Source organism: Azospirillum sp. TSH64 (assembly GCF_003116035.1).
GTDB lineage: Bacteria > Pseudomonadota > Alphaproteobacteria > Azospirillales > Azospirillaceae > Azospirillum.
On the sequence record NZ_LGQW01000015.1, the window covers coordinates 2,000,343 to 2,025,671 of the forward strand.

The following is a 25,329-nucleotide window of genomic DNA, read 5'->3' on the forward strand; positions in this document are numbered from 1 at the left end:
CAGCAAAGAGCCCTCGGCTCCTTGGCCGCGTCGGGACCAGTTCTTACTCCTGCGGATCCAGCATGAAGTGGCGAACCTTGTGCCGGTTCTCGATCAGTTCTTCGATGGTGGGTTCGTTGCGCATCGCCCGGCCGATGGCGATCTTGGTCGCCTCGTAATTGGTGCGATAGAGATCGGCACGGTCGAGATTCGCGTCGGTGGCGCAGCGGGGATCGATCCAGACCATCACCAAAATGCACAGGTCGTTGATCCCGTCGCGCGGCAGAAGGCCGTCGATGACACAGTCCAGCACCGCATCGGCGGTGGCGGCCTGGACGACGCCGCCGAACAGGTCGACATAGGCGCTGGACTTCATCGTCACCTTGGACACCATCATGGTGGCCGGGCGGACCATCTGGTTGCAGTCCCGCACCGCGAACATGCGGGTATGGCCGGCGGTCTGCCCCATCATGGTGGCGAATGCATGGCCGGCCGGACCGTCGACCGTGCCGATCACGATTTCCGGCATGGCGTCGGTGAACTGGCCTTCCTTGGCGAAGACGGTGGCCTCGCCGACACGGAACAGCGGATTGCTCATGGGATTTCTGCTCTCTTGAGAAAGGGTGGTGGAACCGGTCACCCGGTGCGGATGCCGTCCAGCAACTGTTCGATGCTGCCGCGCAGCCGTACGGTCTGGCCGGCGAGGTCGGCGGCGGCGGACAGGACGTGACGCGTGGCGCTTTCGGTGTCGCGGGCGCCGCCGGTGACGTGCCGGGCGTTGCGCGCGACCACGCCGGCCCCGGATGCCGCCTGGTCGATGCTGGCATGGATGGTGGCCGACGCGGCGGCCTGCGCCTCCATCGACTTGGCGATGGCCAGCGAGATCGTGCCGATCTCCTCGATCACGGCGGTGATGCTCTGCAAGGCCTGGGCGGCGTTGCCGGTCGCGTCCTGCATCGCCTGGATGCGGAGCGAGACATCCTGCGTCGCCTTGGCGGTCTGGCTTGCCAACTGGCGCACCTCTTGCGCAACCACAGCGAAGCCCTTGCCGGCCTCGCCGGCGCGGGCGGCTTCGATGGTCGCATTCAGCGCCAGTAGATTGGTCTGTCCGGTGATCTCGTCGATGATGCGCACGACGTTGCCGATGCCGTCGGCCGATTGCCGCAGGCTGTGCACCGACTGGTCGGCCTTGCGGGCCTCCTCGACCGCCGCCAGGGCGATGCGGGTGGAATCGTCGATGCGGAGACGGATTTCCCCCAAGGACCGAAAGGTCTCGTCGGCCAATGCGGCAACGGACTGGACGTTGCTTGCGATCTGCTCCGCAGCCACCACGGTCTCGCCCGCCTGCTCGTTGGTGCGGTCGATGATGCCGGTCAGCTGGCGCGCAGTGCCGTCGAGTGCTCCCGCCGACGAATCCACCGTGTCCAACCCCTCCATCGCCGTCCGTTCAAAATGGGAAATCAGTTCCTCCAGCTGGACGGAGCGCTGGCGCTCGCGCCGCCGTGCCGCGATATCCTGGAAGGCGGAGCGGACATGGTCGTTCGCGGGGGTCTCCAGAATCTCATTTAGCGTGCCGACCTGCGCGAAGCGGCCGTTCTCCATGAAGGCGATCCGGTCCGCGATCCGCATCGCCTCGTCCGGGTCCTGCGTGGTGAACAGCACGGCAGGCCGATGCGCCCGCTGCCAGTCGAGGAATTCCGCCTCAAGCTCCAGCCGCAGGACGGGATCGACCCCGGCGAAGGGAGCATCCATCAGCAGCAAGGGCGGATCGCCGATCAGGGACCGCGCCAGTCCGATCCGCAGCCGCGCCTCGGACGGAATTTCAAGCGGACGCCGGTCGGCCAGATGGGCCAGCCCCATACGCGTCAGTACGGCCAGGGCGCGGTCCTGACGCTCACGCCGGCGCAAACCGGCGACCTCCAGCCCGAACGCCAGATTCTCCAGAACGCTGCGGTTGGGCATCAGCGCCACGGCGCCGAAGGTCATCGCCATGCTGTCGCGGCGGGCGGCCACCAGTTCGGCCGGCTTCATCGCCGCCATGTCGCGCCCGTTCAGGCACACCATGCCCGAAGTCGGTTCGACCAGACGGTTCACCATGCGGATCAGGGTGGATTTGCCGGAGTTGGACCGCCCGAGAACCGCAAGGATTTCGCCGGCCGCAAGACCGAACGAAACGTCGGCGACAGCCACCGCCGCACCGGTTTCCCGTTGAATGTCGGCGTGGCCCCTCCCGGCATGCAGCAGGGTCAAGGCGCGGACGGCATTGCCGCCATACAGCTTGCACAGTCCCGTAACCGACACCATCCCGGTGCCGGCCGGCGAGGTGCCCTGCGGGTGAGCTGGCGAGTTCATCGGCGCCCCCGATCGTGGAAGGACTGGGAAGGACTGGAAACGGGAATGGCTGGAGACGGCCGTCCGTCACGCGTTTGCGCGTTGAGAACGGACCGCCTCCATCGACAGTGCCGGGAATGGCGCGGGAAAGGGCACCCGGCTGCGGATCAGAGCTTGCCGGTTACCCAGTAGTCGATCCGGGTCTTGTTGTTCTTGATGTAATTGTCGACCGCCTTCTCATAGCTGGTCTGGCGGGCTTCCTGCATCATCGCTTCCAGATCGCCGATGGGCAGGACCATCCGGTTCAGGAACTCGTAGACTTCCGGATGATCCTGGTAGAAGCCCTTCCGGACGACGGCGTTCACGCTTTCAAGCCCACCGAGCGCGCCCTTCGGATCCTCCAGATAGCGCAGCTTCCAGTTGGCGAACATCCAGTGCGGGCTCCAGCTGGTCACGACGATCCACTCGTTGCGCTTCATGGCGCGCTCCAGAGCGGCGAGCATCGCGGCGTCGCTGGCCGACACCAGCTGCACTCCCTTCAGATCGTAGGTCTTCAGCGCCTTTTCCGACGCCTGCATCAACCCCGATCCCGGATCGATGCCCTGGATCTTGCCACCGAGCTGCTTCTGCACCTCCGGCTTCTTCAGATCCTCGATGGTCTTGACCTGATCGACGGGGATGTAGTCCGGCACCACCCAGCCCAGGCGGGCACGGGTGTAGAGCGGGCCGAGATCGACGATGTCCTTGCCGACCTTGTCGAGATAGGGCTTGTGGGTCAGCGGCTGCCAGGACATCAGCATCGCGTCCAGCTTGCCGCTGGCGATGCCCTGATACTGGATGCCGATGTCGGCCATGGTCAGTTCGACCTTGTAGCCGAACCGCTCCTCAATCACCGCTTTGGCGAGTTTTGTCACCGCCTCGGCATCCGACCAGGCGGTCCAGCCGATGTTGATCGACTTCTCCGCGGCCTGCGCCGGGATGGCGGTCACAGAGGTCCCCAGACCGACCGTCATGGCCGCCGACAGCAGCATGCCCAAGGCTTTACCGAAGATTTTCATCAAGAAGCCTCCTCGTGTTGTTTGTTTGGTCGTTTGTTTGGGCTCTTCCGCCTGGATTTGCCGATCCGCCGTGCCGGGACTTGAACCGGATGCGTGCGCGTGGCCCGGCAGGTCATCTCCGACCTACCGGTTACTACGGTCGCGTGACGGGTTGGCATCCATGGAAACGGGTGGCCGACCGCCTTCCGGCATTGAGCGGAAAGCTGTTTCCAACCGATGCGAACCTTTGCTGGCATCAGTGCTGATTGAGGAAGAATGCCGGCCTTGAAAGCAAAAAACCTTCATCACAGCGGCAGTTCGTATCGCATTTGCGACAACTCCGCACAGCGCCCGCCCGGACGAACCGACTGGCCGGCCCGACCATTCGCAGCCTGTCGCAAACCGATCATTGTCCCCAGCCCGGCATGCGCAAAAAGACAGGATGTCCTGTCGGCCTTTTTAAAGTTGATGTCGCAATCCAGAACGCGACGCGCCGCGGCCGGCGGCAGGCTGTGGGTCGTGGAATCGAGAAAATCACAACCCGGTCAAGGTTGAAGCGGCTCCACGAACGCATTGCCCAACTCCCGCTGGCCCACTCCCGCAGAAGGTCAACCACCATGGCGTCCGAGATTTCCATAGAAGCCCTGCTGAAGCGCCGAAAGAAGGGTCACAGCCTGGAGGCGCCGTTCTACACCAGCGACGAGATCTTCAAGCTGGACATGGAAATCATCTTCGGGCGCCACTGGCTGCATGTGGGTGTGGAACCGGATGTGGCGGAGCCGGGCGACGTGATGGTGGTGGACATCGGCAAGACGTCCGTCATCGTCATGCGCGACGACGACATGGAACTGCGCGCCTTTCACAATGTCTGCCGCCACCGCGGCGCACGCATCGTCCTGAAGGAGAAGACCTCCGTCGGCAATCTGGTGTGCAGCTATCACCAGTGGACCTACGGCCAGGACGGCGAACTTCTGTTCGCCGAGCATATGGGCAACGATTTCGACCGGAAGTGCCGGAACCTGAAAAAGGTCCACATCCGCTCGGTCGGCGGCCTGATCTTCATCTGCTTGGCGGAGGAGGCTCCGGACGACATCGACCGCATGGCGGCGGCCATCGAGCCCTATATCCTTCCGCACGATCTGAAGAACTGCAAGATCGCCAAGACCGTCGACCTGATCGAGAAAGGCAACTGGAAGCTCACGATGGAGAACAATCGTGAATGCTACCACTGCGTCGGCAATCATCCCGAACTGACCATCCCGCTGTTCGAATACGGCTTCGGCTTCGCCCCCGACGGCACCAATCCGAAGCGGATGGAACATGCCGCCAAATACGATGCTCTGGTCAAATCCTGCCACACCGGTTGGGAGGCCTCGGGCTTCCCCAGCCGCGAGATCGAGCATCTGACCGACACCACCGGCTTCCGCGCCGAGCGGCTGCCGCTGGACGGTGCCGGCGAGGCCCACACCAAGGACACGCGCAGCGCCTCCAGGAAGCTGCTGGGGTCGATCGCCGAGCGCAAGTTGGGCGCCCTGTCCTTCTGGACCCAGCCGAATTCCTGGAACCACTTCATGAGCGACCACATCGTCACCTTCTCGGTGTTCCCGCTCGGTCCCGACCGCAATCTGCTGCGCACCCGCTGGCTGGTCCACAAGGACGCGGTGGAAGGCGTCGATTACGACCTGAACCGCCTGACGGAAGTCTGGGAGGCGACCAACCAGCAGGACGCCGATCTGGTCGAAATCTCGCACAACGGCGCCATCAGCCCCGCCTACGAACCGGGCCCGTATTCGCCCTACACCGAGCCGCTCGTCGAGAAGTTCACGGAATGGTACGTCGGCCGCATGGCCGAGCATCTGCTGGGCAAGCAGGCTGCGGTGAGCGTCGCCGCCGAGTGATGCGGCGCAGTTTGTGACCAAGGCGCCACGGCTCAGGAAGAGAGATGACGATGCAGCAGGATGCGGCTCTGCCTCCGGTCCGGAACTGGGATCCCGAAATCGACGACACGCTGGTGTGCCGGGCGGTGCGGGACGAAACGCACGATGTGAAGACCTTCGTCTTCGCACCGCGGCAACCCTGCCTGTTCCGGTTCAGGCCGGGCCAGTTCATCACGCTGGAACTGTCCATCGGCGGCGAAACCATTCACCGCAGCTACACCGTCTCCTCTTCCGCCGCCCGGCCGCACCGGCTCTCGATCACCGTCAAGCGGGTGCCCGGCGGCCCGGTGTCGAACTGGCTGCACGACACCATGAAGCCGGGCGACACCATCCGCGCGGTCGGGCCGCTCGGCGAGTTCACCCCCGGCGAATCCGAGACGCCGCGCAAGTTCCTGTTCCTGTCCGGCGGCAGCGGCGTCACGCCTCTGATGTCGATGACCCGGACCTTCGACGATCTCGGCGAAGATCACGACATCGTCTTCGTCCACGCCGCCCGCACCCCGGCCGACATCGTCTTCCGCCGTGAACTGGACGCCCTGACCGGCCCCGGACGACGCCTGCGCGTCGCCCATGTCTGCGAGGGCATCGGCACCGAGGCTCATTGGGCCGGATTCACCGGCCGGCTGTCGCTGTCGATGCTGGGCCTGATCGCGCCGGACTTCCTGGAGCGGGAAGTCTATGTCTGCGGCCCCGGTCCCTTCATGAAGGCGGTGCGCGCCTTCCTGGAAGAGGGCGGCTTCGACATGAGCCACTACCATCAGGAGAGCTTCAATTTCCAAGAGCTGGTGGCCGACTTGGCCGCCGGGGAACCGCCCCAGGACGCACCGGTGCAAAACGCCCCAATCGAGGACGCGCTGCAAGCGGCTGGATTCCGCATCGAATTCGCCAAGACCGGCAAGGTCTTCACCTGCCTGCCGGACATGGCCGTGGCCGATGCGGCATCGGCGGCCGACATCCGCGTTCCGACATCCTGCTCGCGCGGGCTGTGCGGGACATGCAAGACAAAGTTGATTTCCGGCACGGTGGAAATGAACCACACCGGCGGCATCCGCAAACGGGAAATCGACCAAGGGTTGATCTTGCTCTGTTGCAGCCGTCCCACCAGCGATCTGGTGGTGGAGCGTTAGAAGCATCGCCAATGAATTGTCTTCCGGGGGCAGGCCGCTGACGCTAGCATTCCGAAGGATGGAAGATGGCCGTCAAGCGGGGGCCGTCGGACTGGGAGGGTGTCCTGGTGGGGAAGACAGTGGAATATCGCCGGTTTGGCGGTAGCGGTCCCGCCCCCCGGCAGGAGGAACGCGCGCTTCTGTCGGTCGGGTTCATCCTGACCAACAATTTCACCCTGACGGCGCTTGCCCCTTTCATCGACGCCCTGCGGCTGGCGGCCGACGAGGGCGACCGGTCACGGCAGATCCGCTGCCGCTGGACCATCATGGGGTCGCGGGCCGAGCCGGTTATGTCCAGCTGCGGCATCGGCGTTGCCCGCTGGGAGCCGCTGACCGACCCCCGCCGCTTCGACTATGTGGTCGTGGTGGGTGGGTTGCTGCATGGCGGACCACAGCTGGACGACGAGACGCTGGCCTATCTGCGCGCCGCGGCATCCTATGGCGTGACCCTGGTCGGCGTCTGCACCGGCAGCTTCGTGCTGAGCCGCATCGGCCTGATGAAGAACCGGCGCTGCTGCGTCAGCTGGTATCATCACCGCGATTTCATCGAGGAATTTCCCGATCTGGTGCCGGTTGCCGACCAGCTTTACGTGGTGGACCGCGACCGCATCACCTGTTCGGGCGGCGCCGGGGTGGCCGATCTGGCGGCGTTCCTCATCGAACGCCATCTGGGACGCGCCACCGCCCAGAAAACCATGCACATCCTGTTGATCGACAAGGCGCGTCCAGCCAGCCAGTCGCAGCCGCAGCCTCCGACGGTGGTGGAGATCACCAACGACCGGGTCCGCCGCGCCCTGCTGCTGATGGAGCAGCACATCAGCGATCCGCTGTCGGTGGAGGAGATCGTCCACCGGCTGAACGTCAGCACGAGGCAGTTCGAGCGGCTGTTCCGGCTGGCGGTGGGTACCAGTCCCGCCACCTATTACCGGTCCTTGCGCCTGCGCTATGGCCATTGGCTGCTGCGCAACACCAAGCGGTCGGTCACCGCCATCGCGAACGAGGCCGGCTTCGCCGACTGCGCCCATTTCTCCCGCCAGTTCCGGGAGCTGTTCGGCGTTTCGCCGTCCGACGTGCGCCGCACCGCCGTGCCGGATGCGGAGGCCGACCCGCATGTCTCGCCTCTCGCCGCCTTCCGGCGCACCAACGCCAACTCCCTTCTGCCCGACCGTCGCCTTTTCGAAGATCCGGAGCCGATGGCGCGGGACACCGCGCAAGTCGACTGACGGGGCAGATACGCGCCAATTTTCGAGAAAATTCATATGCTTGTTCGGCCGGCGCCCTCCCGTTTCCCGCCTGTCGCAAAAAGGTAATTCCCGGTCGCGGGGGGCAACGCGACAATGGCGCCGATGGTGAATTCTTGGCAGGCTCAATACTGGGGATCGTTCCTGCCATGTCCTCACCCGCCGAAGCCCTTCTGAAGCCTCTGCAGATCAAGCATCTGACGATCCGTAACCGCGTGATGAGCACGAGCCACGCGCCGGGCTACGGGTCCGAAGGCAAACCGAAGGAACGCTACCAGCTCTACCACGAGGAAAAGGCCAAGGGCGGCATCGGCCTGACGATGTTCGGCGGCTCCTCCTCCGTCGCGGTGGACAGCCCGGCGGCGCCGTGGAACCAGATTTCCGTCGCCGACGACAGCGTCATCCCCTTCTTCCGCGAATTCTCCGACCGGGTGCACCGCCACGGCGCGGCGCTGATGATCCAGCTGACCCACATGGGCCGGCGCACCCGCTGGGACACCGAGAACTGGCTGCCCACCGTCTCCGCCTCGGCCGCCCGCGAACCGGCGCACCGCAACACGCCGAAGGAAATGGAGGATTTCGATTTCACGCGGATCATCGCCGGCTATGCCGCCGCCGCCCGCCGCTGCAAGGAAGGCGGGCTGGACGGTTTCGAGCTTTCGGCAGCCCACGGCCACCTGATCGACCAGTTCTGGAGCCCCTCGGCCAACCGGCGCACCGACAAGTATGGCGGCAGCCTGGAAAACCGCATGCGCTTCGGCATCGAGGTGTTCGAGGCGATCCGCGCCGAGGTCGGCGACGATTACGTCATCGGCATGCGCATGTCGGGCGACGAGCTGATCGACGACGGTCTCAGCCACGAGGACTGCATCGCCATCGCCCGCACCTATGCCGAACGCGGGCTGATCGACTTCGTGAATGTGCTGGGCGGGCAGGCGCGCGATCATCTGGCGCATGCCATCTCGTTGCCCAACATGTCCTTTCCGGTCGCCCCCTTCCTGCATCTGGCCAGCGGCATCAAGCGCGAGGCCGGCATTCCCGTCTTCCATGCCCAGCGCGTGACCGACCTCGCCACCGCCGCCCGCGCGGTGGAGGAAGGCCATGTCGACATGGTCGCCATGACCCGAGCCCACATCGCCGACCCGCATCTGGTGCGCAAGCTGATGGAAGGGCGGCTGGACGATGTGCGCCAGTGCGTCGGCGCCGGCTATTGCATCGACCGCATCTATGTCGGCGGCGACGCGCTGTGCATCCAGAACGCCGCGACGGGCCGCGAGCGCAGCATGCCGCATGTCATCCCGAAGGCGGAGCGCAAGCGCCGCGTGGTGGTGGTCGGCGGCGGCCCCGGCGGGCTGGAAGCCGCCCGTGTCTGCGCCGAGCGCGGCCATTCGGTCGTGCTGCTCGAACGCAACGCCGCCCCCGGCGGCCAGATCGGCATCGCCGCCAAGGCGACTTGGCGCGAGGCGATGAGCGGCATCACCCGCTGGCTGTCCCAACAGGTCACCAAGCTGGGCGTCGATGTCCGGCTGGGGGTGGAGGCCGACCGCGCCACCGTGGAGGCCGAGAGCCCCGATGTGGTGATCCTCGCCACCGGCGGCCGTCCCAACCGCGGCGACTTCAAGGGTGCCGATCTGGCGGTGTCGACCTGGGACATCCTGACCGGCGCGGTGGAGCCGACGGGGACCGTCCTGATGTATGACGGCACCGGCCAGCATCACGGCGCCTCCTGCGCCGAGTTCATGGCGAAACGCGGTGCTCTGGTGGAGATCGCCACCCCCGACCGCATGGTCGCGGAGGAGGTCGGCACCACCAACCAGCCGATCCACCTGCGCGAGCTGTACAAACTGAACGTGGTCATGACCACCAACCACCAGCTCGTGGAAATCTACCCGGAGGGCAACCGCCGTGTCGCCGTCCTGCGCAACGAATACACCCATGAGGAAGAGGAGCGGCTGGTCGACCAGATCGTAGTGGAGCTGGGCACCCTGCCCAACGACGGCCTCTATTTCGATCTGAAGGACCTGTCGCTGAACCGCGGCGAAACCGATCTCGACAGCCTGATCGCCGGCCGGCCGCAACCGGTGCAGGCCAACGGCCATGGCGGCTACACGCTGCATCGCATCGGCGATGCGGTGGCCGGCCGCAACATCCACGCCGCCATCTACGACGCCGCCCGTCTCTGCAAGGACATCTGACACCTCCACCCCCGCCCAGCGCCCCCAGCCAAGCGACAGGAGCCGTCCGACGTGATCGCCACCGCTCTCACCACCGTCGTCCTTGCCGTCCTCGCCATCGGCGCGGCATTGGCCGTCTGGCAGTCGCGGCGCTGGCTGGCCGGACGGCCGGCGGCGGTTGGCGTGGTCGCCGGGTTGCGCGCCCTCCCCGGCCGCTATCTGGTCGATGTCCACCATGTCGTGGGGCGGACGCCGTTCAACGCCCGCTTCCATGCGCTGGTCGCTGGCGGTTTCCTCGCGGCGCTGGCGCTGCTGGTGGCGATGGGCGTCGCCTTCGGTGGATCGCGCGCGCTCTGGCTGCTGCTGGCGGTGGTGCTGGCGGTCATGCTGGCCGGCGCCCTGATGGTCCGGTATCGCCGCCGGGTCTTGCGCCCGCGCGAGCTGTCTCAGGGGCGCTTCGCCCGCCTTCCCCTGTCGCTTCTGGGGTTTTCCGGCTGCCTGCTGCTGGTGGCGCTCGACCAGGCGCTGGGCGGTGTGATGCCGGAGGCGCTGGCGCTGGTGTTGGTCGCGGCTGCCGGGGTGGCGCTGTCCGATCTGGTGTGGGGCGTGTGGAAGGGGCCGCTGAAGCATGCGGTGCACGGAGCGCTGCATCTCGCCTTCCATCCCCGCCCGGCCCGTTTTCATGATGGCGCAGGCCGTGACACCGGGCTGAAGCCGCTGCCGCTCGCTCCGGCAGATGAGACTGAGCCGGGCACGCTAGGCGTCGAGCGTCCCGTCGATTTCGCCTGGAATCGCCTGCTCGGTTTCGACGCCTGCGTCCAGTGCGGGCGCTGCGAGACGGCCTGCCCGGCCTACGCCGCCGGCCTGCCGCTGAACCCGAAGAAGCTGGTCCAGGATCTGGTCGCCGCCATGGACGGACAGGCCAGCGACGCCGCCTATGCCGGCAATCCCCATCCCGGCCGCGGCGTTGGCAAGGCCCATGGCGGGGCGGCGCTGCCGCTGGTCGGGTATGACGCGATGATCCATCCCGACACGCTGTGGTCCTGCACCACCTGCCGCGCCTGCGTGCAGGAATGCCCGATGATGATCGAGCATGTGGATGCCGTCGTCGATCTGCGCCGCTTCCAGACGCTGGAGTTGGGGGCCACTCCCGGCAAGGCCGCCGTCATGCTGGAGGAACTGCGCGCCACCGACAATCCCGGCGGCCGTGCGCTCACCCGGCGCTGGGATTGGGCGGCCGACCTGTCGCTGCCCCGGCTGGCGGCCGGCGGGTCGTGCGACATGCTGCTGTGGGTGGGAGACGGTGCCTTCGACCTGCGGGTCCAGCGCTCGTTGCGGGCGCTGGTTGTTCTGCTGCGCCGCGCCGGGGTGGACTTCGCCGTGCTGGGCGAGGAGGAGCTGGATTGCGGCGACGTGGCACGCCGGCTGGGCGACGAAGCGACCTTCCAGTCACTGGCGACCCGCAACGTTGCAACGCTGAACGCCCGCCGCCTCAATCGCATCGTCACCGCCGATCCCCACGCTCTGCACACGCTGCGCAACGAATATCCGGCCTTCGGCGGCAGTTGGACCGTCGTCCACCACACCGCCCTTCTGCTGGACCTGATCACCGCCGGCGCGCTGACGGTGACCAAGCCGGTCGGGCGCAGCGTCACCTTCCACGACCCCTGCTATCTCGGCCGCTACAACGGAGAGATCGAGGCGCCGCGCGCCCTGCTCGATGCCATCGGCGTGGAGCGCCGGGAAATGCTGCGCGCTGGCCTGCGGTCGAGCTGCTGTGGCGGCGGCGGCGGCGCCCCGCTGACCGACGTGTCGGGCGAGCGCCGCATCCCCGACGTCCGCATGGAGCATGCCCGCGAAACCGGTGCCTCGCTGGTCGCCGTCGCCTGCCCCAACTGCGCCCTGATGCTGGAAGGCGTCGTCGGTCCCCGGCCGGAGGTGGCGGAGATCGCCGAGCTGGTGCTCGCCGCGACGGAGACCACCCGATGACCACCACCCAAATCCGCCGCCGTGTCGATCCCCGAGCCGAGCGCGCCGCCCGCACGATCCTGACCGGCCAACGTCCGCGCCTGCTGCGCCAACCGGTCGTTGCGGCCGTCAACGAGCGCCGCCGCGATCCGCGCGCCCTTCGCTCTGCCGCATTAGTGCAGAGCCAGCCGCGCCCGCGCTACGACTGGACGCGCGACGCCACTTCGCCCACCACCGCCGCAACTGTCGGCATCGCCATAGCCGCCGCTCCCATGATCCCGCTGAAGGTGATCGCCGAGCCGGCCTATCTGGTTATCGCCATGCTCGACCGCCCCGGCGGCGAGATCGGCGAGCATGACCGGCAGGTCATCGCCGCCGCCCGCCTGCTCGCCGATGCGGGGGGCGGTGCTGTCGTGACCGTCTGCACCGGTTCCGGCGAGGCGCTGGCCGAGGCCGGCTCCGACCGCCATGTCGCCCTGCCCAACCACTGGGCCGAAGATTACGTGCCGGAACGGCGCGCCGCCGCTGCTTCCGCACTGATGACCGCATTGTCGCCCCGCCATATCCTGTTCCCGGACAGCCCGGACGGCGCCGACGTGGCGCGGCGCCTCGCCGCGGCGGCGGGAGAGCGGCTGTTCACCAGCGTGCAAAGCCTCGGCCCCGACCGCGCGACCCGCCAGTCGGCCGGCGGTTCGCTGGAGACCGCACACCGCCCCACCCGGCTGATGACGGTCGCCGCCGACGCCTTCGCCCCGCTCGACGGCGTGCGGCACGAGGCCCGGCCGCTCGACCTTGAAACTTCGTCGGTGGCCGCAGAGGAGGTCCTACCCCGCCTGGGCGGCGTCCGCCGGCTGGCCGTCGATCCCGACGCCCTGTCCCTGTCGGAGACCGACTTCATCCTCAGTGCCGGCAATGGCGTGACCGACTGGCACAGCTTCGCCGATCTGGGCGAGGCGCTGGGTGCCACCCGCGCCGGCAGCCGTGTGGTCTGCGATGCCGGCCATCTGCCGCGCGAACGGCAGGTCGGCGCCTCCGGCACCGTTGTCAGCGCCCGCTGCTACCTCGCCTTCGGCATTGCCGGCGCGCCGCAGCATCTTCAGGGCATCACCGGTGTCCGCCATGTGATCGCCGTCAACACCGACCTCCATGCCGAGATGATCAAGCGCGCCGACCTGTCCGTCGTCGCCGATGCGCAAGCGGTCATGCCCGCCCTGATCCGGCTGATCCGGGAGCGCCGCCATGACTGAAGCCGCCACGACCGATATTGCAGTCCTGCTGTCCATCGGCCGCCACCCCGTCTCCGGCCGTGCCCGCCGCGCCGCCACCGACGCGCAGGCGCTGGAAATGGCGCTGTCGCTGCGTCCGCAGCGGCTGACGGCGATCCATGCCGGGGCGGCCGCCGATGCCGAGGCTTTGCGCGACTATCTCGGCATGGGGCTGAAGCGGCTGACGCTGCTGGTCCTGCCGGAGGGAAGCGATCCGGTAGAGCCGCTGATCGCCCACCTGCGCCGTCTCGCCCCGTCGCTGGTCCTGACCGGGAGGCAGGCGGAGGATGGCGAGGGCAGCGGCATGCTGCCCTATCTGATCGCCCGCGGCCTCGACGCCGCCGTGGTTCCCGATGTGGTTCGGGTCGGCCCGGCCGATACTTCCGACGCCACGCCGGGCAAGTCGGCCATCGTCCAGGCGCTGCCGCGCGGACAGCGGCGGGCGCTGAGCGTCACCGGCCGCTTTGTGGCGACCGTCCATCCATCCGCCGCGTCCGCCCGCGCCTCGGCCTTCGGCCCGGCGCGGCGCGGCGTCATCGAACCGGTGACGGTTGAGGCGACCGCCGATCTCTTCCTGTCGGAGTGCGAGCATCGGCCGTGGCGCCCGAAGCCCAGGCTGATGCGCGTGAAGCGCGGCGGTTCGGCCCTGGACCGGCTGAAGGCGGCGACCGAGAGCAAGAGCGGAATGGGCCAACTGCTGGTCAACCCGACAGCTGAAGCGGGGGCGCTGGCCATCTACGACAGCCTTGTCGAACAGGGAATGCTTCCATGAAAACCATGCAAAACGACCCTCCCAGTACCACAGGTCACGCTGTCGCCAACCCGGGGGAGGCACGCCGATGAACACGATGATGCGAAGCGCGGTTTCGGTCGGCGGTCCCGGCAGTCTGGGCTTTCCCCGCGGAGCGGCCAGGACGGGCATCGGCGAGGATGCGGCGGTCCGGCTGGAGGTGCGGAACGTCTACAAGGTCTTCTCCGCCGATCCGAAGCCCGCCCTGTCGATGCTGCGCCAGGGCGCCAGCAAGGCGGAGGTTCTTGAAAAGCTGAACGTCAATGTCGGTGTCCTCGACGCCAGCTTTCAGGTCCGCGCCGGCGAGATTTTCGTCATCATGGGGCTGTCGGGATCCGGCAAATCCACCATGATCCGCCTGCTGAACCGGCTGATCGAGCCCAGCAGCGGCGAAATCCTGCTCGACGGCAAGGATCTGGTCAGCATGTCGAAGGCCGAGCTGATCCAGGCCCGCCGCCGCAACATGGGCATGGTCTTCCAGTCCTTCGCCTTGATGCCGCACCTGACTGCGCTGGACAACGCCGCCTTCGGCCTGGAAATCTCCGGCGCCTCCAAGGCGGAACGCCACAAGGCGGCCCAGCAGGCGCTGGAGCAGGTGGGGCTGGGCACCTACGCCCACCGCTACCCGCGCGAGATGTCGGGCGGCATGCAGCAGCGCGTCGGCCTTGCCCGCGCGCTGGCGAACGACCCGACCATCCTGCTGATGGACGAGGCCTTCTCCGCGCTGGACCCGCTGATCCGCACCGAGATGCAGGACGAGCTTCTGCGTCTGCAGCGCGAACAGCAGCGCACCATCGTCTTCATCTCCCACGACCTCGACGAGGCCATGCGCATTGGCGACCGCATCGCCATCATGGAGGGCGGGCGCATCGTCCAGGTCGGCACGCCTTATGAGATCCTGAGCCGTCCGGCCGACGACTACGTCCGCTCCTTCTTCCGCAACGTCGATGCCTCCAAGGTGCTGCGGGCCGGCGACGTGGCGCGGTTCGAGGCGACCAACACTGTCATCCGCCTGCCCGGCGAACTGGCTCCTGCCTTGCAGCAGCTGCGCGAGAACAACCACAATTTCGGTTATGTCCGCACCCCGGAGGGCCACTTCGAAGGCATCGTCTCGCGGGCGACGCTGGAACGCGAGCTGAACGGACCGCAGCCGCGCTTCGTCAATGCCTTCCTGCCCGGCGTCCGCACGGTCAACGCCGCGGCGCCGATCCATTCCCTGCTCGCCCTGGTCGCCGACAGCGAATGGCCGGTACCGGTCGTCGACGACGACGACAATTTCCTCGGCGCCATCTCGCGCGCCCTCATGCTCCACACCTTGGTTCGGGGGGATTGACCGATGGATTTTGAAATCAGAATCGGCAAATGGGTCGAGGAACTGGTCACCTTCATGCTCGACCATTTCCAGCCGACCTTCGACGCGATCGCGACGGTGGTGAACGGCTTCGGCGCCGCCATCGACTTCGTGCTGGTGGGAGCACCCGCCTGGCTGCTGATCGGGCTGATCGTCGCGACGTCCCTGTGGCGCGTCGGCACCGGCTTCGCCGTCTTCACGGTCGCCGCCCTGTCGCTGATCGCCGGCATGGGGCTGTGGACGGAGACCGCCTCCACCCTGGGTCTGGTCCTGACCGCCACCCTGCTCAGCCTGCTGGTCGGCGTGCCGCTGGGCGTCTGGATGGCGCGCAACCGCGTGGTCGAAAGCATCGTCCGCACCACGCTGGACTTCATGCAGACCATGCCGGCCTTCGTCTATCTGATCCCGGCAGTGATGTTCTTCGGTCTGGGCCGGGTGCCGGGCATCCTCGCCACCGTGATCTTTGCCATGCCGCCGGCCGTGCGGCTGACGTCGCTCGGCATCCAGCAGGTTCCGGCCGAGATCGTGGAGGCCGGCAAGGCCTTCGGCTGCCATGACCGCCAGCTTCTGTTCAAGGTACAGCTGCCGAACGCCCTGCCCTCGATCATGGCCGGGGTGAACCAGACCATGATGATGGCGCTGTCGATGATCGTCATCGCCTCGATGATCGGCGCCGGCGGCCTGGGCAATGTCGTGCTGCAGGGGATCCAGCGGCTGGACATCGCGCTTGGCTTCGAAAGCGGGCTCAGCGTCGTTCTGCTGGCGATCATCCTCGACCGCATCACCCAGAGCTTCGGCCAGACCGCCGCCGCTCCGCGCCCGGTACGCTTCGCGTTCCTGCGCCGGTTCCTGCCGGTGCCGGCACGGTGAGCCCGGGGGCTCTTCCGGAAGGGGGCTCCGCCGCCGCTCTTCCGGCGCGGCCCCTGCCTCCTCACGGGCGGCGGCCGCATGCCGATGCACAGGAGGGTCGCACAGGGCCGAGCGGGATGCAGGTGGAGCGGTTGGCCGGCGTCGCCCTGGCCGACCGGCTGGAGGAGTTGGCCACCCTGCGGCTGGCGGTGCTGGGCGAATTCCCCTACCTCTATCGCGGATCGGCAGCGTATGAGGAGCTGTATCTCTCCGATCTCGGCAGCCTGCCGGGCGGGCTCATCCTCGCCGCCTTCGACCGCAACCGCATGGTCGCGGCCGTCACCGGTGCGCCGCTCGACCAGGAACTGGACGCCTTGAGCGATCCCTTCACCCATGCCGGCCGCGACCCGGGCGCGATCTTCTATTTCGGCGAGGTGGTGGTCCTGCCCTCACACCGCGGGCGGGGTGTCGGGACAGCCCTGCTCGAGATCGGCGAATCCCATATCCGCGTCGATGGCCGTTTCGCCTCCGCCGCCTTCGGTGAGATCGTGCGTTCCACCGACCATCCCCGCCGCCCGAAAACCTACCGGACGCCGGATGCCGCATGGCGGCGGCTTGGCTACCGGCTGGAGCCGGACATCGGCGGCACCCTGTCCTGGTGCGACTCCTGCGACCGGGAGGAAACCGCCAAACCCCTTCGCTTCTGGGTCAAATCCCTCCTCCCTGGCACCGGAGCATGACGCATGCCGCATGACGGCCTTGTCTTCGACCTCCCCACGGGGGAGAGCGCGGGCGACGAGTGCCCGTTGCTGATCCGCGACATTCCCTACCGCGATCCGGTCGCCGCCTTCGCGCCCTGGTCCGGCCAGCCTTTCGCCACACTTCTGCACAGCGCCGCGGAAGCGGGCGGCCGGGGCCGGTGGAGCATCGTCGCCGTCGATCCCTTCCGAACGGTCGAAGCGCGCGGCGGCTTCGTCACGGTGGATGGCGAACCGGTTACTGGCGATCCGTTCACGGTGCTCGAACGGGAACTGGGCGCCCATCGCCTACCCCTTCCCGCCGGCCTGCCCGTTCCCTTCGCCGGTGGCGCCGTCGGCTTCCTCGGCTATGAGTTGGGACAGGTGCTGGAACGGCTGCCGGCACGGCATGGCGACGACAGCGGCCTGCCCGACATGGCTTTCGGTTTCTACGACACGGTCATCGTGTTCGATGAACGGGAGCGGCGCGGTTGGATTCTGTCCAATGGCTTCCCCGAACGCAGCCCGGTCCATCGCCGCCTCAGAGCGGCAAACCGCCTTCAGTCCTTTGCCGATGCGCTGGCAGCGGCGCCCGACGATTTGCCGCCGCCCAACCCGGCCACCGCGCCCTGGCGGCCCGAGATCGCGCGCGACGAGTATTGCCGCCGGGTGGAGCGGGTGCTGGAGTACATCTGCGCGGGCGACATCTTCCAGGCCAACTTCACCGGGCGCTTCCTGGCCGACCGGCCGGCGGAGCTGTCGGTGCTCGACCTCTACCGCCGCCTGCTGACGCGTAGCCCCGCCCCCTTCGCGGCGTGCCTGTCGCTGCCCGGCGGCACCGGTCTGGCCAGCGCCTCGCCGGAGCGCTTCATCCGGCTCGACGCCGACGGCCGCATGGAAACCCGTCCGATCAAGGGAACCCGCCCGCGCGGCGCCACGGCGGAGGAAGACGATGCGCTCGCCCGCGAGCTTGAACACAGCATCAAGGACCGGGCCGAGAACCTGATGATCACCGACCTGCTGCGCAACGACATCGGCCGCGTGGCACGCATCGGCAGCGTCAGGGTGCCGGTCCTGTGCGGAGTGGAGCGCTTCGCCTCCGTCCATCATCTGGTGTCGGTGATCGAAGGACAACTGAAGCCGGGGCTGGGGCCGGTCGATCTGCTGCGCGCCACCTTCCCCGGCGGCTCGATCACCGGCGCGCCCAAGATACGCGCCATGGAAATCATCGACGAGCTGGAAGCCTCTAGGCGCGGCGCCTATTGCGGATCGGTGGCCTGGATCGGCTTCGACAGGGCGATGGACAGCAGCATCGTCATCCGCACGCTGACCGTCACGCCCGACCGCGTCATCGCACAGGCCGGCGGCGGCATCGTCGCCGATTCCGATCCCGGCGGCGAGCATGATGAGATGATGGTGAAAATCCGCCCGCTGCTGCGCGCGCTGGATGGCGGCTGAGCCGGCGACGACCGGCGTGGGCACTGGAAAAACGAAGGCCCCGGCCGGTTCAACGGTCGGGGCCTTCCTGTTTTGGGAGATGGCGGGCAAGGGCCGCCGATGTCACTGGATATCGTTCGGCTGGACGACGACCCAGTTCCGGTCGGCGAGGACCGGCAGGTTCTGGGCCGCTTGGCCCGCGGCGGCGGTTTCCCACATCTGCTTGATCTGCTTCATATACTTGTCCTTGCGGTTGACCCAGACCCGCAAGCCGCCATTCGCGGCGTCGGTGGAATGGAGCAGCATGTAGCCGTCGCTGGTCGGCGTGTCTCCCGCCACCAGCACCGGCTTCTTCCATTGGTCGATGTAGGTGATGATCGCCGCGTGCTTGCCGGCGAACCAGGTCAGCGGCGCCCACAGATAGGTGCCGAGTTCCAGGTCCATCGTCTTTGCCCAGTCGTATTTCCCCTCGGCGATCAGCTTGCGTGCCGTGGTCACCTCGCCGGTCGCGCGGTTCTTCAGCAGCATGGTCACGCCGATGACATTCTGCGGCTTGACGTTGTATCCGTATTTCGGATCCGACACGACCATCCGGACCAGTTCCTCGCTGGCGGCGGTCACCACATAGACATCGATCCCGTTGGCGGTCAGATGGTTCACCAGTTCCTGCTGGCCGGTGTAGAATTTGGGCGGGCTGACCTCGACCGTCTTGACCGCGTCGCCGTCGTAATAGGTGGCGGTGATCGGCTTGCCGTCGGCCAGCATCTCGTCGACGAAGCCCTTCAATTGGGTCAGGGTGAAACCGGAGAAAATCTGCGCGACCCACGGATAACAGACCTGATCGTCGATCTCGCACAGCCGGTAATAGTAGCTGTTGAGGCTTTCCTTGTGCCCGTTCACGTCCTTGAACGGGATGATCTTCAAGGACGGATCCATGCTCTCGCGCGACAAAACGCCCTTGCGCTCCAGATAAGGCAGCAGGGATTCCTCAAGGTCGTAGCGGTACAGCGTGTTGTCGGCATCGAACACCGCATAGGCGCCTTTGTTGGCATTGGCAAACGCCAGCGCCTTGAGGCTTGTCGCCGCCTCCGCCGGCCAATGTGCGAGCGATTGGGGTGAGCCGGATTGGGCCATGGCGGTCATCGGAGCCATCGCGACCATGCCCGCGAGCAGCGCGGAGCGGAAAAGTGTCTTCATCTGTGCCCTCTCTTCCCTGTTCAAAGACATGATTTTTTAAGACCGGAGCCACTGTGTTAAAGTGACGCCGGTTGTTCTGGGAATTATCCCGAACTTCCCAAGTTTTTTCAGTTGAGAGACACAGTTTATGACAGATTAATTACAGATGTCCACTGAATCTAATTTTGAAATTCCGTCGCAGATTGGCCTGAACTTGTCGTCTATACAGAAGAATTTCTTGAAACATCTGCGAACGATCAGTTCGGAGAGACCGAACGGATGGTCAGAGACAGGGCTTTACCCCGGCGCGGCCATTCCACCACGTCGCCGACCCGTCCGCCGACCAGCGCCTCGCCCAACGGGGATTGCCAGCTGATGCGGCCGTCAGCGGGGTCGGCCTCTTCCCCGCCGACCAGTGTGAAGGTCCACCGGCGCCCGGTCTCATCCTCGGCGACGACGACGGAGCCGAAGCCGGCTTCCTCAGCCGGGCCGGATGGGCGCACCACCACGGCGGCGGCCAGCCGGGCGCGCAACAGGTCGGCGCGCCGCTTGGCGCTGCTCATCGCCTGCCGGTCCTCCGGTGCATCCGAGCCGCGCAACTGCGCGACCTCGGCGTCGGCCGCGGCAAGTTCCTCCTGCCAAGTGGCGACGGTGGCGGCGGACACATGCAGCGGCCCGTTGACCTGGGGCAGCGGCCCCTCGGTCTCGGCATCGCTTTCCTTGACGAAGGCGCGGCTCATCCCGGTTCCCTCAGCCCAGCAGCGCCATGGCCGCGGCGGGAGCGCAGCTTGCGACCCAACCCTGACCGGGGGCACCCACTACATCGCAGAAATCCACGCAGGGGCGGCCAAGCCGGGCGGCCACCTCCGTCACCACGGCACGCCCGACACCGGCCCCGACCACGGGCGCATCCTGCGGCAGGGGCGGCGCACCGGCGGACAGCACCCGCGAGGCGGCATCATGGATGCAGCGCAGCTGGCGTTCGACCAGATCGCCGGCCATGGCCCGCCAGACCGCCGGATCGTAATCGCCGGCATCATGGCCGACCATGCGGGCCAAACGGCGCAGGCTGGCCTCGACCGTCTTGGCTCCGTTGTCAGCCGCCGGGTGTTGGTCCGCAGCCTCGTCCAGCCGGCCCAGCACGCGGTAGAGGTCGGCGCTGGTGGCGAAATACTCGGCCATCATCGGCAACCGCTCGCCAGCGACCAGGGCGGTGCGCTCCATCGCCATCACCGCCGTGCGGGTCAGCCCGGTATAGAGCAGTTCCTCCACCGCCATCCGGTCATGATCGGTGACGCCGCGCGCCACCACCGCGCCGTCGCACACCGGCACGATGTCGGTGGTGGTGCTGCCCATGTCGATCAGCAGCGCCGCCGGCAGGCGCCGCGCGATCACGGCAGCGGTCGCCATCCAGTTGGCCGAGGCCACGTCCATCACCTGTCCGCGCGCCTCCTGCGGCGACAGCAGCCCGCGCCGTCCGGCATAGACTCGCAGCCGCCCCGGCGGCACGGCCGCGGCGATGCGGTCGATCAGCGTGTGCACGCCCTGGGTGCGGTCGTCGAACAGGTCGACCAGTTCGCCCGTCATCGTCACCACATGGTCGGCATCGACCGGCAAACGTTCCAACATTGTGGACAGCGCCGTGTCCAGCTCGCCCAGCCCTTGCCAGAGCCGGCACGGCACCTGCACGGCATCGCGCAACCGGCCACCCTCAGCCCAGGCCGCCTTCAGATGGGCACCGCCGATGTCCCAGCCGATAACCGCCATCCCTTTGTGAGCCGTTCCACGGGTGTCAAGCATGCGCATCCTCCCGGCCGGCATCGGCCGATCTGGTGTGGAACAGAACCAGGATGTCGCTTGCCGGGTTCCAGCCCAGCACCCGCGACAGCCCGGAATAGCCGACGGACAGGCGCGGATTCACCTCCACCACCACCGGGCCGTTCGCATCAGGGCCATCCGGCCGGTCGATGAGGTCCACGGCGACATAGCCGCGCAAGCCCGGGATCGCGGCGGCAATGGCACGCGCCAGCGGTTCCCAGGCGGCGCGGCGGTGCTCCATCGCCCCGACATCGACGCCATGGAAGGAGAAGCTGCCGCTCCCACGCTCCACCTTCTGGCGGTTGCAGCCGAGCAGCCTGACGCCGCCGGCACCATCGACCAGCATGGACAGGCTGCACGCCTCGCCTTCGATCAGCGGCTGGACGATCCAGCGGCCCGCGTGCGGCGGCCTCCAATTGGCGATGTCGTCGACGATGAAGGTGTCGAGGCAGCCGGCGCCGTCGTCCGGTTTCACCACATGGCGGGCGGCAGGCGGCGGTGGTGCGCCGAAAGGGACGGTGGGAACGGTCGCGATGCCATGGGCGGCCAGCCGGGCCGCCGTCGCCGTCTTCGACGACGCCAGAGCGATGGCGTCGGGCGCACAGGCGACCACCGGCAGGCCGGTGTCGCGGAACAGGGCGGTCACGTGCCCCAGCAGCCCGTCGGTCTCCGGCGCAATCGGCCAGACCACATCGCACAGGGCAGCCGCGGCTCGCCAGCGCGCCTCCGGTTCCTCACCCGGCGCCACCGGGAACAGGGCGACCCGCTCCGGCGGAAAGGATGGTGGGGAAAGGCGGTTGTCCCAGCACAGCGTGACGTGCAGTCCATCCAGAGCGATCAGGTCGCCGACCAGGGCCGCGACCATCGCGTTGGCCTCCGCCATCAGGTCGGTCGGAAGCGGCCCGTTGCACAGCGCGCCGCCGGTGACATACTCGCAGACCAGAATCCGACGAAGGCTGTTCTCCATGGACATCGTTCCCGTCATCGACCTGCTGGGCGGGCAGGTGGTTCATGCCAAGCGGGGGGAGCGCGACCGCTACCGCCCCATCGAAAGCGCGCTGACCGCAGGATCGTCACCGCAGGATATCGTGGCGGCACTGCTGGCGCTGCAACCCTTCCGCGCCTGCTATGTCGCCGACCTCGACGCGATCCCCGGGCAGGGCGACCATCGCTCCACCGTCGCCGCTCTCCAGGCGCGCTGGCCGGAGGTCGCCTTCTGGGTCGATGCAGGGCTGGCGACGGTGGACGATTGCCGCCGCTGGCTGGATGCCGGGATCCGCCATCTGGTGATCGGCAGCGAAAGCCAGACGGACGGCAAGACGCTGGAGACGGCACTGGCGCTGACCGGCGGGGACCGGGTGGCGCTGTCGCTGGATGTCCGGCGGGGCGAGCCGCTGGGTCCGGCGGCTTTGCACGAGGACACCGGCCTCTGGCCCTCCCGGGTGATCGCCATGACGCTGGACCGGGTCGGCTCGGGCGAGGGGCCGGACCTCGACCGCATCGCCACGCTGGCGGCCCGACGCCCGGGGATCCGGGTGTGGGGTGCCGGCGGGGTGCGCGATGCGGCGGACTTGGAGGCGCTGGCGCGGCACGGAACCGATGCCGTGCTGGTGGCCAGCGCACTCCACGACCGGCGCCTCGACGCCGGAACGCTCGCCCGCTTCGTCTCCGGTCAGCCGGTTGCCGGTCAGGAGGCGGCGAAGGGGTGAACCGCGGCGGCCATGCCGTCCAGCATCTCCTTGGCGGTCGGGCTGCCGGCGATGGCGCGCTTGAGCGCCAGCTTGGTGGCCTCGTGGTTGTAGTCCTGGATTTTGCGGTCGTCCTCCGCCTGCCAGTGGATGAAGACGCCGACCGAGATGAACAGGTCGTCTGCCTCGTCCGCCGGAATGGTTCCGTCCTCGACGCATTCAGCGACCGCCAGGGCGACGGCGCGCTGGGCCGGGCCGAACATCTGCACAGCCTGCTTGGCGTTCTTGATCGTCACTTTGTTGAACATGACGGTCGAGGGCTTGACCATCAGGTTCGGCGCGAGCACGGCCAGCAGGCCGTTCACCCCTTCCTTCTGGTTGGTCAGGGTCTGGCAGAAGGCGGTCTCGGCGGCGCTGCCGCGCGGGCCGACGATGAGATCGATGTGGGCGACCTCGTTGCCGTCGCCGACCAGAGCTTCGCCGACCATAACCTTGTCGATCTTAGACATTGCGCATCCCTTGCGATGGTTGGTTCGATCAGAGTCCGCCGGTTGTCGTCCGGCGGCCACGGTCCGGCCGGCAGCTCGCCGGCCAGCCGAAGCACGAACAGGCAGGCCACCGTCAGATCGGCGGACGTGCCCGGATTGAGGCCGCGGCGCTTCAGCGCGCGGTCGAAAGCGAGAAGCCGGTGGGCGGTTGCCGGATGTCCGCCAAAGGCAGAACCGGTGGATAGCCGACGTTCCAACCGGAACGCCTGCTCCCGCACCCGCTCCGCCACTGCCGCGCCATGCTTGCGGGCGATGTGGGTGTCGGGGTGCAGGGCCATGAAGCCCAGATGGATGGCGCTCGCCGCTTCCGCCGGACTGGCGCCGCGACGCAGGGCCGAGCGTCCGCGCGCGACGCCGAAGGTGAAGACGTCGGCGAAGGCGGTGGCGTACTGCCGGGCGATCAGGTCGCGGCCGGCCGCCGCAGTCATCGCGGCCCGCAGGTCGACACGCGGGGCCTCGGCGACGTCATGCTGCCGGGCGTCCCCCAGCCCGGCCGGCAGAGCCAGGCGGATGGCCGCGAAGGCGTCGGCGGCATCGGCGACGCTCAGCCGGTCGAGCACGCGCGCCAGCCTCAGCCGCAGCGGCTCCCCTTTGTCACGGCACAGCGCCGCGGCGGCGAGCGGCGCCAGCAGCAGGACGATGCCGAGATTGGTGTTGCAGCCGGCGACTTCCTGCGTCGCCGCGACCGCATGCAGGATCGCCTCCCCCACCCGGCGGCCCGGCGTGGCGAGGATCGGGGCGATGGCGGCGGCACTGTCGAGGAACTGCGCCACGCTCATCCCATGGCCGTCGGCATGGATGTGGACGTTGCCGGGCTTAAGCGCCATCAACTCCAGCCGGCAGGCGGTTAACACCGCCTCCTCCACCAAGGCCCGGCAATCGTGGAGCGGGGTCGGCAGCAGGGCGCTCATCCCACCCTCCGCGCATCTGCCGGCACCGGTGAGGCCGATGCCAGACGGGCCAGGACGAGATCGGCCAGCGCCTGCGCCACGTCCACCGGCGTCACCGCCTGCAAGCCACGCCATGCCGGCATGCTGTTGACCTCCAGCACCAGGAAGCGGCCGTCGGGCGCACGGATCACATCCACCCCGGCATAATCGGCGCCGACGGCGGCGGCGGCGACCACCGCCAGATCGCCCAGCATGCCGCCCGGACTGGCGGGATGGCAGCGAGCCCCCTGCTTGACGTTGGTGATCCAGTGGTCGCCCTGGCGGACCATGGCAGCGAGCGGACGCCCGTCCACTACGAAGACGCGCCAGTCGAACCAGCCGCCATCGGCCGCACCGACATACTCCTGCAAATGGTAGACACCCGCGACCTCCTCCGGACCGGGCAGAGCCATGCCGGGATCGAGCCGGCGCAGCCCCTTGCCCTGCGACCCGAACAGCGGCTTCAGCACCACAGACCGTCCCTCGCCATGGAGGGCGGCCAGGATCGCGGTGGCCTGGACCGGATCGGCGACGCTCCAGGTGCGCGGGGTCGGCACCCCGGCCGCAACCAGCCGGTAGGCGGTGGCGCTCTTGTCGACGCAGCGTTCGATGGCCGCGGGAGTGTTGGCAACCGGCACCCCGCCATGGGCCAGCGCATGCAGCACGCCAAGCCGCAGCGTCACCTGCTCGAAACTGCCGGCGGAGATGGTGCGGACCAGACAGGCGTCGGGCAGTCCGCCATCGAAGCCCGGAATCACCGGCCCCTCCGGGCCGAAGCCGCAGACGCTGAGCGACACCGGAACCGCCTTCGCGCCAAGCCGGGCGAAGGCGGCGGTCAGCCGCCGGGTGTGCCAGTCGGCGCCGTCCACGAAGATGGCGATGCGGGTCCGCCCCATGCCCCGGCCTCC

General features: G+C 67.8%; 22 protein-coding genes. 12 read left to right on the top strand and 10 right to left on the bottom strand.

Annotated elements, in window-relative coordinates:
- Nucleotides 1–43 precede the first annotated feature (43 nt).
- The 3 genes from fae (TSH64_RS10685) to TSH64_RS10695 all read right to left on the bottom strand — a co-directional run bounded on the left by fae (TSH64_RS10685) (nucleotide 44) and on the right by TSH64_RS10695 (nucleotide 3,368).
- Nucleotides 44–577 (bottom strand): formaldehyde-activating enzyme, encoded by a 534-nt coding sequence (gene fae / locus TSH64_RS10685; protein ID WP_109096720.1) that lies wholly within the window; start codon nucleotides 575–577, stop codon nucleotides 44–46.
- Between the two features lie 38 nt (nucleotides 578–615).
- Nucleotides 616–2,331: a methyl-accepting chemotaxis protein gene (locus TSH64_RS10690; RefSeq protein ID WP_109096721.1), complete on the bottom strand. Its 1,716-nt coding sequence runs from the start codon at nucleotides 2,329–2,331 to the stop codon at nucleotides 616–618.
- A gap of 146 nt (nucleotides 2,332–2,477) precedes the next feature.
- Nucleotides 2,478–3,368: a glycine betaine ABC transporter substrate-binding protein gene (locus TSH64_RS10695; protein ID WP_109096722.1), complete on the bottom strand. Its 891-nt coding sequence runs from the start codon at nucleotides 3,366–3,368 to the stop codon at nucleotides 2,478–2,480.
- A gap of 596 nt (nucleotides 3,369–3,964) precedes the next feature.
- Between TSH64_RS10695 and TSH64_RS10700 the strand changes: the two genes are divergently transcribed.
- From TSH64_RS10700 to pabB, 11 genes are all read left to right on the top strand, one after another.
- On the top strand, nucleotides 3,965–5,245 hold the full coding sequence (locus TSH64_RS10700) for an aromatic ring-hydroxylating dioxygenase subunit alpha (protein WP_109096723.1): 1,281 nt from the start codon (nucleotides 3,965–3,967) through the stop codon (nucleotides 5,243–5,245).
- Between the two features lie 44 nt (nucleotides 5,246–5,289).
- Nucleotides 5,290–6,411, top strand: coding sequence for a hybrid-cluster NAD(P)-dependent oxidoreductase (locus TSH64_RS10705; RefSeq protein ID WP_247872861.1), 1,122 nt, complete (start codon nucleotides 5,290–5,292; stop codon nucleotides 6,409–6,411).
- 65 nt (nucleotides 6,412–6,476) lie between these two features.
- Nucleotides 6,477–7,673, top strand: coding sequence for a GlxA family transcriptional regulator (locus tag TSH64_RS10710; protein ID WP_247872862.1), 1,197 nt, complete (start codon nucleotides 6,477–6,479; stop codon nucleotides 7,671–7,673).
- 167 nt (nucleotides 7,674–7,840) lie between these two features.
- On the top strand, nucleotides 7,841–9,886 hold the full coding sequence (locus tag TSH64_RS10715; protein WP_109096724.1) for an NADH:flavin oxidoreductase: 2,046 nt from the start codon (nucleotides 7,841–7,843) through the stop codon (nucleotides 9,884–9,886).
- A gap of 51 nt (nucleotides 9,887–9,937) precedes the next feature.
- A complete protein-coding gene (locus tag TSH64_RS10720) occupies nucleotides 9,938–11,854 on the top strand; it encodes a DUF3483 domain-containing protein (RefSeq protein ID WP_109096725.1) in 1,917 nt (638 codons plus the stop codon).
- Nucleotides 11,851–13,080, top strand: coding sequence for an electron transfer flavoprotein subunit alpha/FixB family protein (locus TSH64_RS10725; protein WP_109096726.1), 1,230 nt, complete (start codon nucleotides 11,851–11,853; stop codon nucleotides 13,078–13,080). The genes TSH64_RS10720 and TSH64_RS10725 overlap by 4 nt, the downstream gene beginning before the upstream one ends.
- On the top strand, nucleotides 13,073–13,870 hold the full coding sequence (locus tag TSH64_RS10730; RefSeq protein WP_109096727.1) for an electron transfer flavoprotein subunit beta: 798 nt from the start codon (nucleotides 13,073–13,075) through the stop codon (nucleotides 13,868–13,870). Before TSH64_RS10725 ends, TSH64_RS10730 begins: the two co-directional genes overlap by 8 nt.
- A 67-nt stretch (nucleotides 13,871–13,937) precedes the next feature.
- A complete protein-coding gene (gene proV / locus TSH64_RS10735) occupies nucleotides 13,938–15,221 on the top strand; it encodes a glycine betaine/L-proline ABC transporter ATP-binding protein ProV (protein ID WP_109096728.1) in 1,284 nt (427 codons plus the stop codon).
- 3 nt (nucleotides 15,222–15,224) lie between these two features.
- Nucleotides 15,225–16,109 (top strand): proline/glycine betaine ABC transporter permease, encoded by an 885-nt coding sequence (locus TSH64_RS10740; RefSeq protein ID WP_109096729.1) that lies wholly within the window; start codon nucleotides 15,225–15,227, stop codon nucleotides 16,107–16,109.
- A 122-nt stretch (nucleotides 16,110–16,231) separates the two neighbouring features.
- Nucleotides 16,232–16,828, top strand: coding sequence for a GNAT family N-acetyltransferase (locus tag TSH64_RS10745; protein WP_247873362.1), 597 nt, complete (start codon nucleotides 16,232–16,234; stop codon nucleotides 16,826–16,828).
- Between the two features lie 3 nt (nucleotides 16,829–16,831).
- The gene (gene pabB / locus TSH64_RS10750; RefSeq protein WP_109096731.1) at nucleotides 16,832–18,283 is read left to right on the top strand and encodes an aminodeoxychorismate synthase component I; all 1,452 of its coding nucleotides are present in this window, start codon (nucleotides 16,832–16,834) and stop codon (nucleotides 18,281–18,283) included.
- A gap of 102 nt (nucleotides 18,284–18,385) precedes the next feature.
- Here the strand turns inward: pabB and TSH64_RS10755 are convergent, their stop codons facing one another.
- The 4 genes from TSH64_RS10755 to TSH64_RS10770 form a co-directional block, all read right to left on the bottom strand.
- Complete coding sequence (locus TSH64_RS10755; protein WP_109096732.1) at nucleotides 18,386–19,459, bottom strand: phosphorylcholine phosphatase; 1,074 nt, start codon at nucleotides 19,457–19,459, stop codon at nucleotides 18,386–18,388.
- A gap of 236 nt (nucleotides 19,460–19,695) precedes the next feature.
- The gene (locus TSH64_RS10760; RefSeq protein WP_109096733.1) at nucleotides 19,696–20,178 is read right to left on the bottom strand and encodes a GreA/GreB family elongation factor; all 483 of its coding nucleotides are present in this window, start codon (nucleotides 20,176–20,178) and stop codon (nucleotides 19,696–19,698) included.
- 10 nt (nucleotides 20,179–20,188) lie between these two features.
- Nucleotides 20,189–21,238, bottom strand: a complete 1,050-nt coding sequence (locus TSH64_RS10765) for a hydantoinase/oxoprolinase family protein (RefSeq protein WP_247872863.1) — start codon at nucleotides 21,236–21,238, stop codon at nucleotides 20,189–20,191.
- Complete coding sequence (locus TSH64_RS10770; protein WP_109096735.1) at nucleotides 21,231–22,223, bottom strand: ATP-grasp domain-containing protein; 993 nt, start codon at nucleotides 22,221–22,223, stop codon at nucleotides 21,231–21,233. Before TSH64_RS10770 ends, TSH64_RS10765 begins: the two co-directional genes overlap by 8 nt.
- Between TSH64_RS10770 and TSH64_RS10775 the strand changes: the two genes are divergently transcribed.
- Nucleotides 22,222–22,965 (top strand): HisA/HisF-related TIM barrel protein, encoded by a 744-nt coding sequence (locus TSH64_RS10775; RefSeq protein ID WP_109096736.1) that lies wholly within the window; start codon nucleotides 22,222–22,224, stop codon nucleotides 22,963–22,965. The genes TSH64_RS10770 and TSH64_RS10775 overlap by 2 nt on opposite strands.
- Here the strand turns inward: TSH64_RS10775 and fae (TSH64_RS10780) are convergent.
- From fae (TSH64_RS10780) to TSH64_RS10790, 3 genes are read right to left on the bottom strand one after another with little or no spacing between them, the layout of a single operon-like run.
- On the bottom strand, nucleotides 22,944–23,432 hold the full coding sequence (gene fae, locus TSH64_RS10780; RefSeq protein WP_244592669.1) for a formaldehyde-activating enzyme: 489 nt from the start codon (nucleotides 23,430–23,432) through the stop codon (nucleotides 22,944–22,946). The two genes, TSH64_RS10775 and fae (TSH64_RS10780), sit on opposite strands and share 22 nt — an antisense overlap.
- Nucleotides 23,327–24,403, bottom strand: coding sequence for a triphosphoribosyl-dephospho-CoA synthase (locus TSH64_RS36280; RefSeq protein ID WP_247872864.1), 1,077 nt, complete (start codon nucleotides 24,401–24,403; stop codon nucleotides 23,327–23,329). Before TSH64_RS36280 ends, fae (TSH64_RS10780) begins: the two co-directional genes overlap by 106 nt.
- Nucleotides 24,400–25,317, bottom strand: coding sequence for a RimK family alpha-L-glutamate ligase (locus tag TSH64_RS10790; RefSeq protein ID WP_109096738.1), 918 nt, complete (start codon nucleotides 25,315–25,317; stop codon nucleotides 24,400–24,402). Before TSH64_RS10790 ends, TSH64_RS36280 begins: the two co-directional genes overlap by 4 nt.
- Between the last annotated feature and the right edge of the window lie 12 nt (nucleotides 25,318–25,329).

Bases quoted from the DNA above. Each gene is read 5' to 3' on its own strand.
- TSH64_RS10700 (WP_109096723.1), top strand. From the start codon at position 3,965: ATGGCGTCCGAGATTTCCATAGAAGCCCTGCTGAAGCGCCGAAAGAAG.
- TSH64_RS10690 (WP_109096721.1), bottom strand. From the start codon at position 2,331: ATGAACTCGCCAGCTCACCCGCAGGGCACCTCGCCGGCCGGCACCGGG.
- TSH64_RS10790 (WP_109096738.1), bottom strand. From the start codon at position 25,317: ATGGGGCGGACCCGCATCGCCATCTTCGTGGACGGCGCCGACTGGCAC.
- TSH64_RS10765 (WP_247872863.1), bottom strand. From the start codon at position 21,238: ATGCTTGACACCCGTGGAACGGCTCACAAAGGGATGGCGGTTATCGGC.
- TSH64_RS10725 (WP_109096726.1), top strand. From the start codon at position 11,851: ATGACCACCACCCAAATCCGCCGCCGTGTCGATCCCCGAGCCGAGCGC.
- TSH64_RS10770 (WP_109096735.1), bottom strand. From the start codon at position 22,223: ATGGAGAACAGCCTTCGTCGGATTCTGGTCTGCGAGTATGTCACCGGC.
- TSH64_RS10775 (WP_109096736.1), top strand. From the start codon at position 22,222: ATGGACATCGTTCCCGTCATCGACCTGCTGGGCGGGCAGGTGGTTCAT.
- TSH64_RS10695 (WP_109096722.1), bottom strand. From the start codon at position 3,368: ATGAAAATCTTCGGTAAAGCCTTGGGCATGCTGCTGTCGGCGGCCATG.
- TSH64_RS10705 (WP_247872861.1), top strand. From the start codon at position 5,290: ATGACGATGCAGCAGGATGCGGCTCTGCCTCCGGTCCGGAACTGGGAT.
- fae (WP_109096720.1), bottom strand. From the start codon at position 577: ATGAGCAATCCGCTGTTCCGTGTCGGCGAGGCCACCGTCTTCGCCAAG.
- TSH64_RS10755 (WP_109096732.1), bottom strand. From the start codon at position 19,459: ATGAAGACACTTTTCCGCTCCGCGCTGCTCGCGGGCATGGTCGCGATG.
- TSH64_RS10730 (WP_109096727.1), top strand. From the start codon at position 13,073: ATGACTGAAGCCGCCACGACCGATATTGCAGTCCTGCTGTCCATCGGC.
- TSH64_RS10740 (WP_109096729.1), top strand. From the start codon at position 15,225: ATGGATTTTGAAATCAGAATCGGCAAATGGGTCGAGGAACTGGTCACC.
- proV (WP_109096728.1), top strand. From the start codon at position 13,938: ATGAACACGATGATGCGAAGCGCGGTTTCGGTCGGCGGTCCCGGCAGT.
- fae (WP_244592669.1), bottom strand. From the start codon at position 23,432: ATGGTCGGCGAAGCTCTGGTCGGCGACGGCAACGAGGTCGCCCACATC.
- pabB (WP_109096731.1), top strand. From the start codon at position 16,832: ATGCCGCATGACGGCCTTGTCTTCGACCTCCCCACGGGGGAGAGCGCG.
- TSH64_RS36280 (WP_247872864.1), bottom strand. From the start codon at position 24,403: ATGAGCGCCCTGCTGCCGACCCCGCTCCACGATTGCCGGGCCTTGGTG.
- TSH64_RS10760 (WP_109096733.1), bottom strand. From the start codon at position 20,178: ATGAGCCGCGCCTTCGTCAAGGAAAGCGATGCCGAGACCGAGGGGCCG.
- TSH64_RS10710 (WP_247872862.1), top strand. From the start codon at position 6,477: ATGGCCGTCAAGCGGGGGCCGTCGGACTGGGAGGGTGTCCTGGTGGGG.
- TSH64_RS10715 (WP_109096724.1), top strand. From the start codon at position 7,841: ATGTCCTCACCCGCCGAAGCCCTTCTGAAGCCTCTGCAGATCAAGCAT.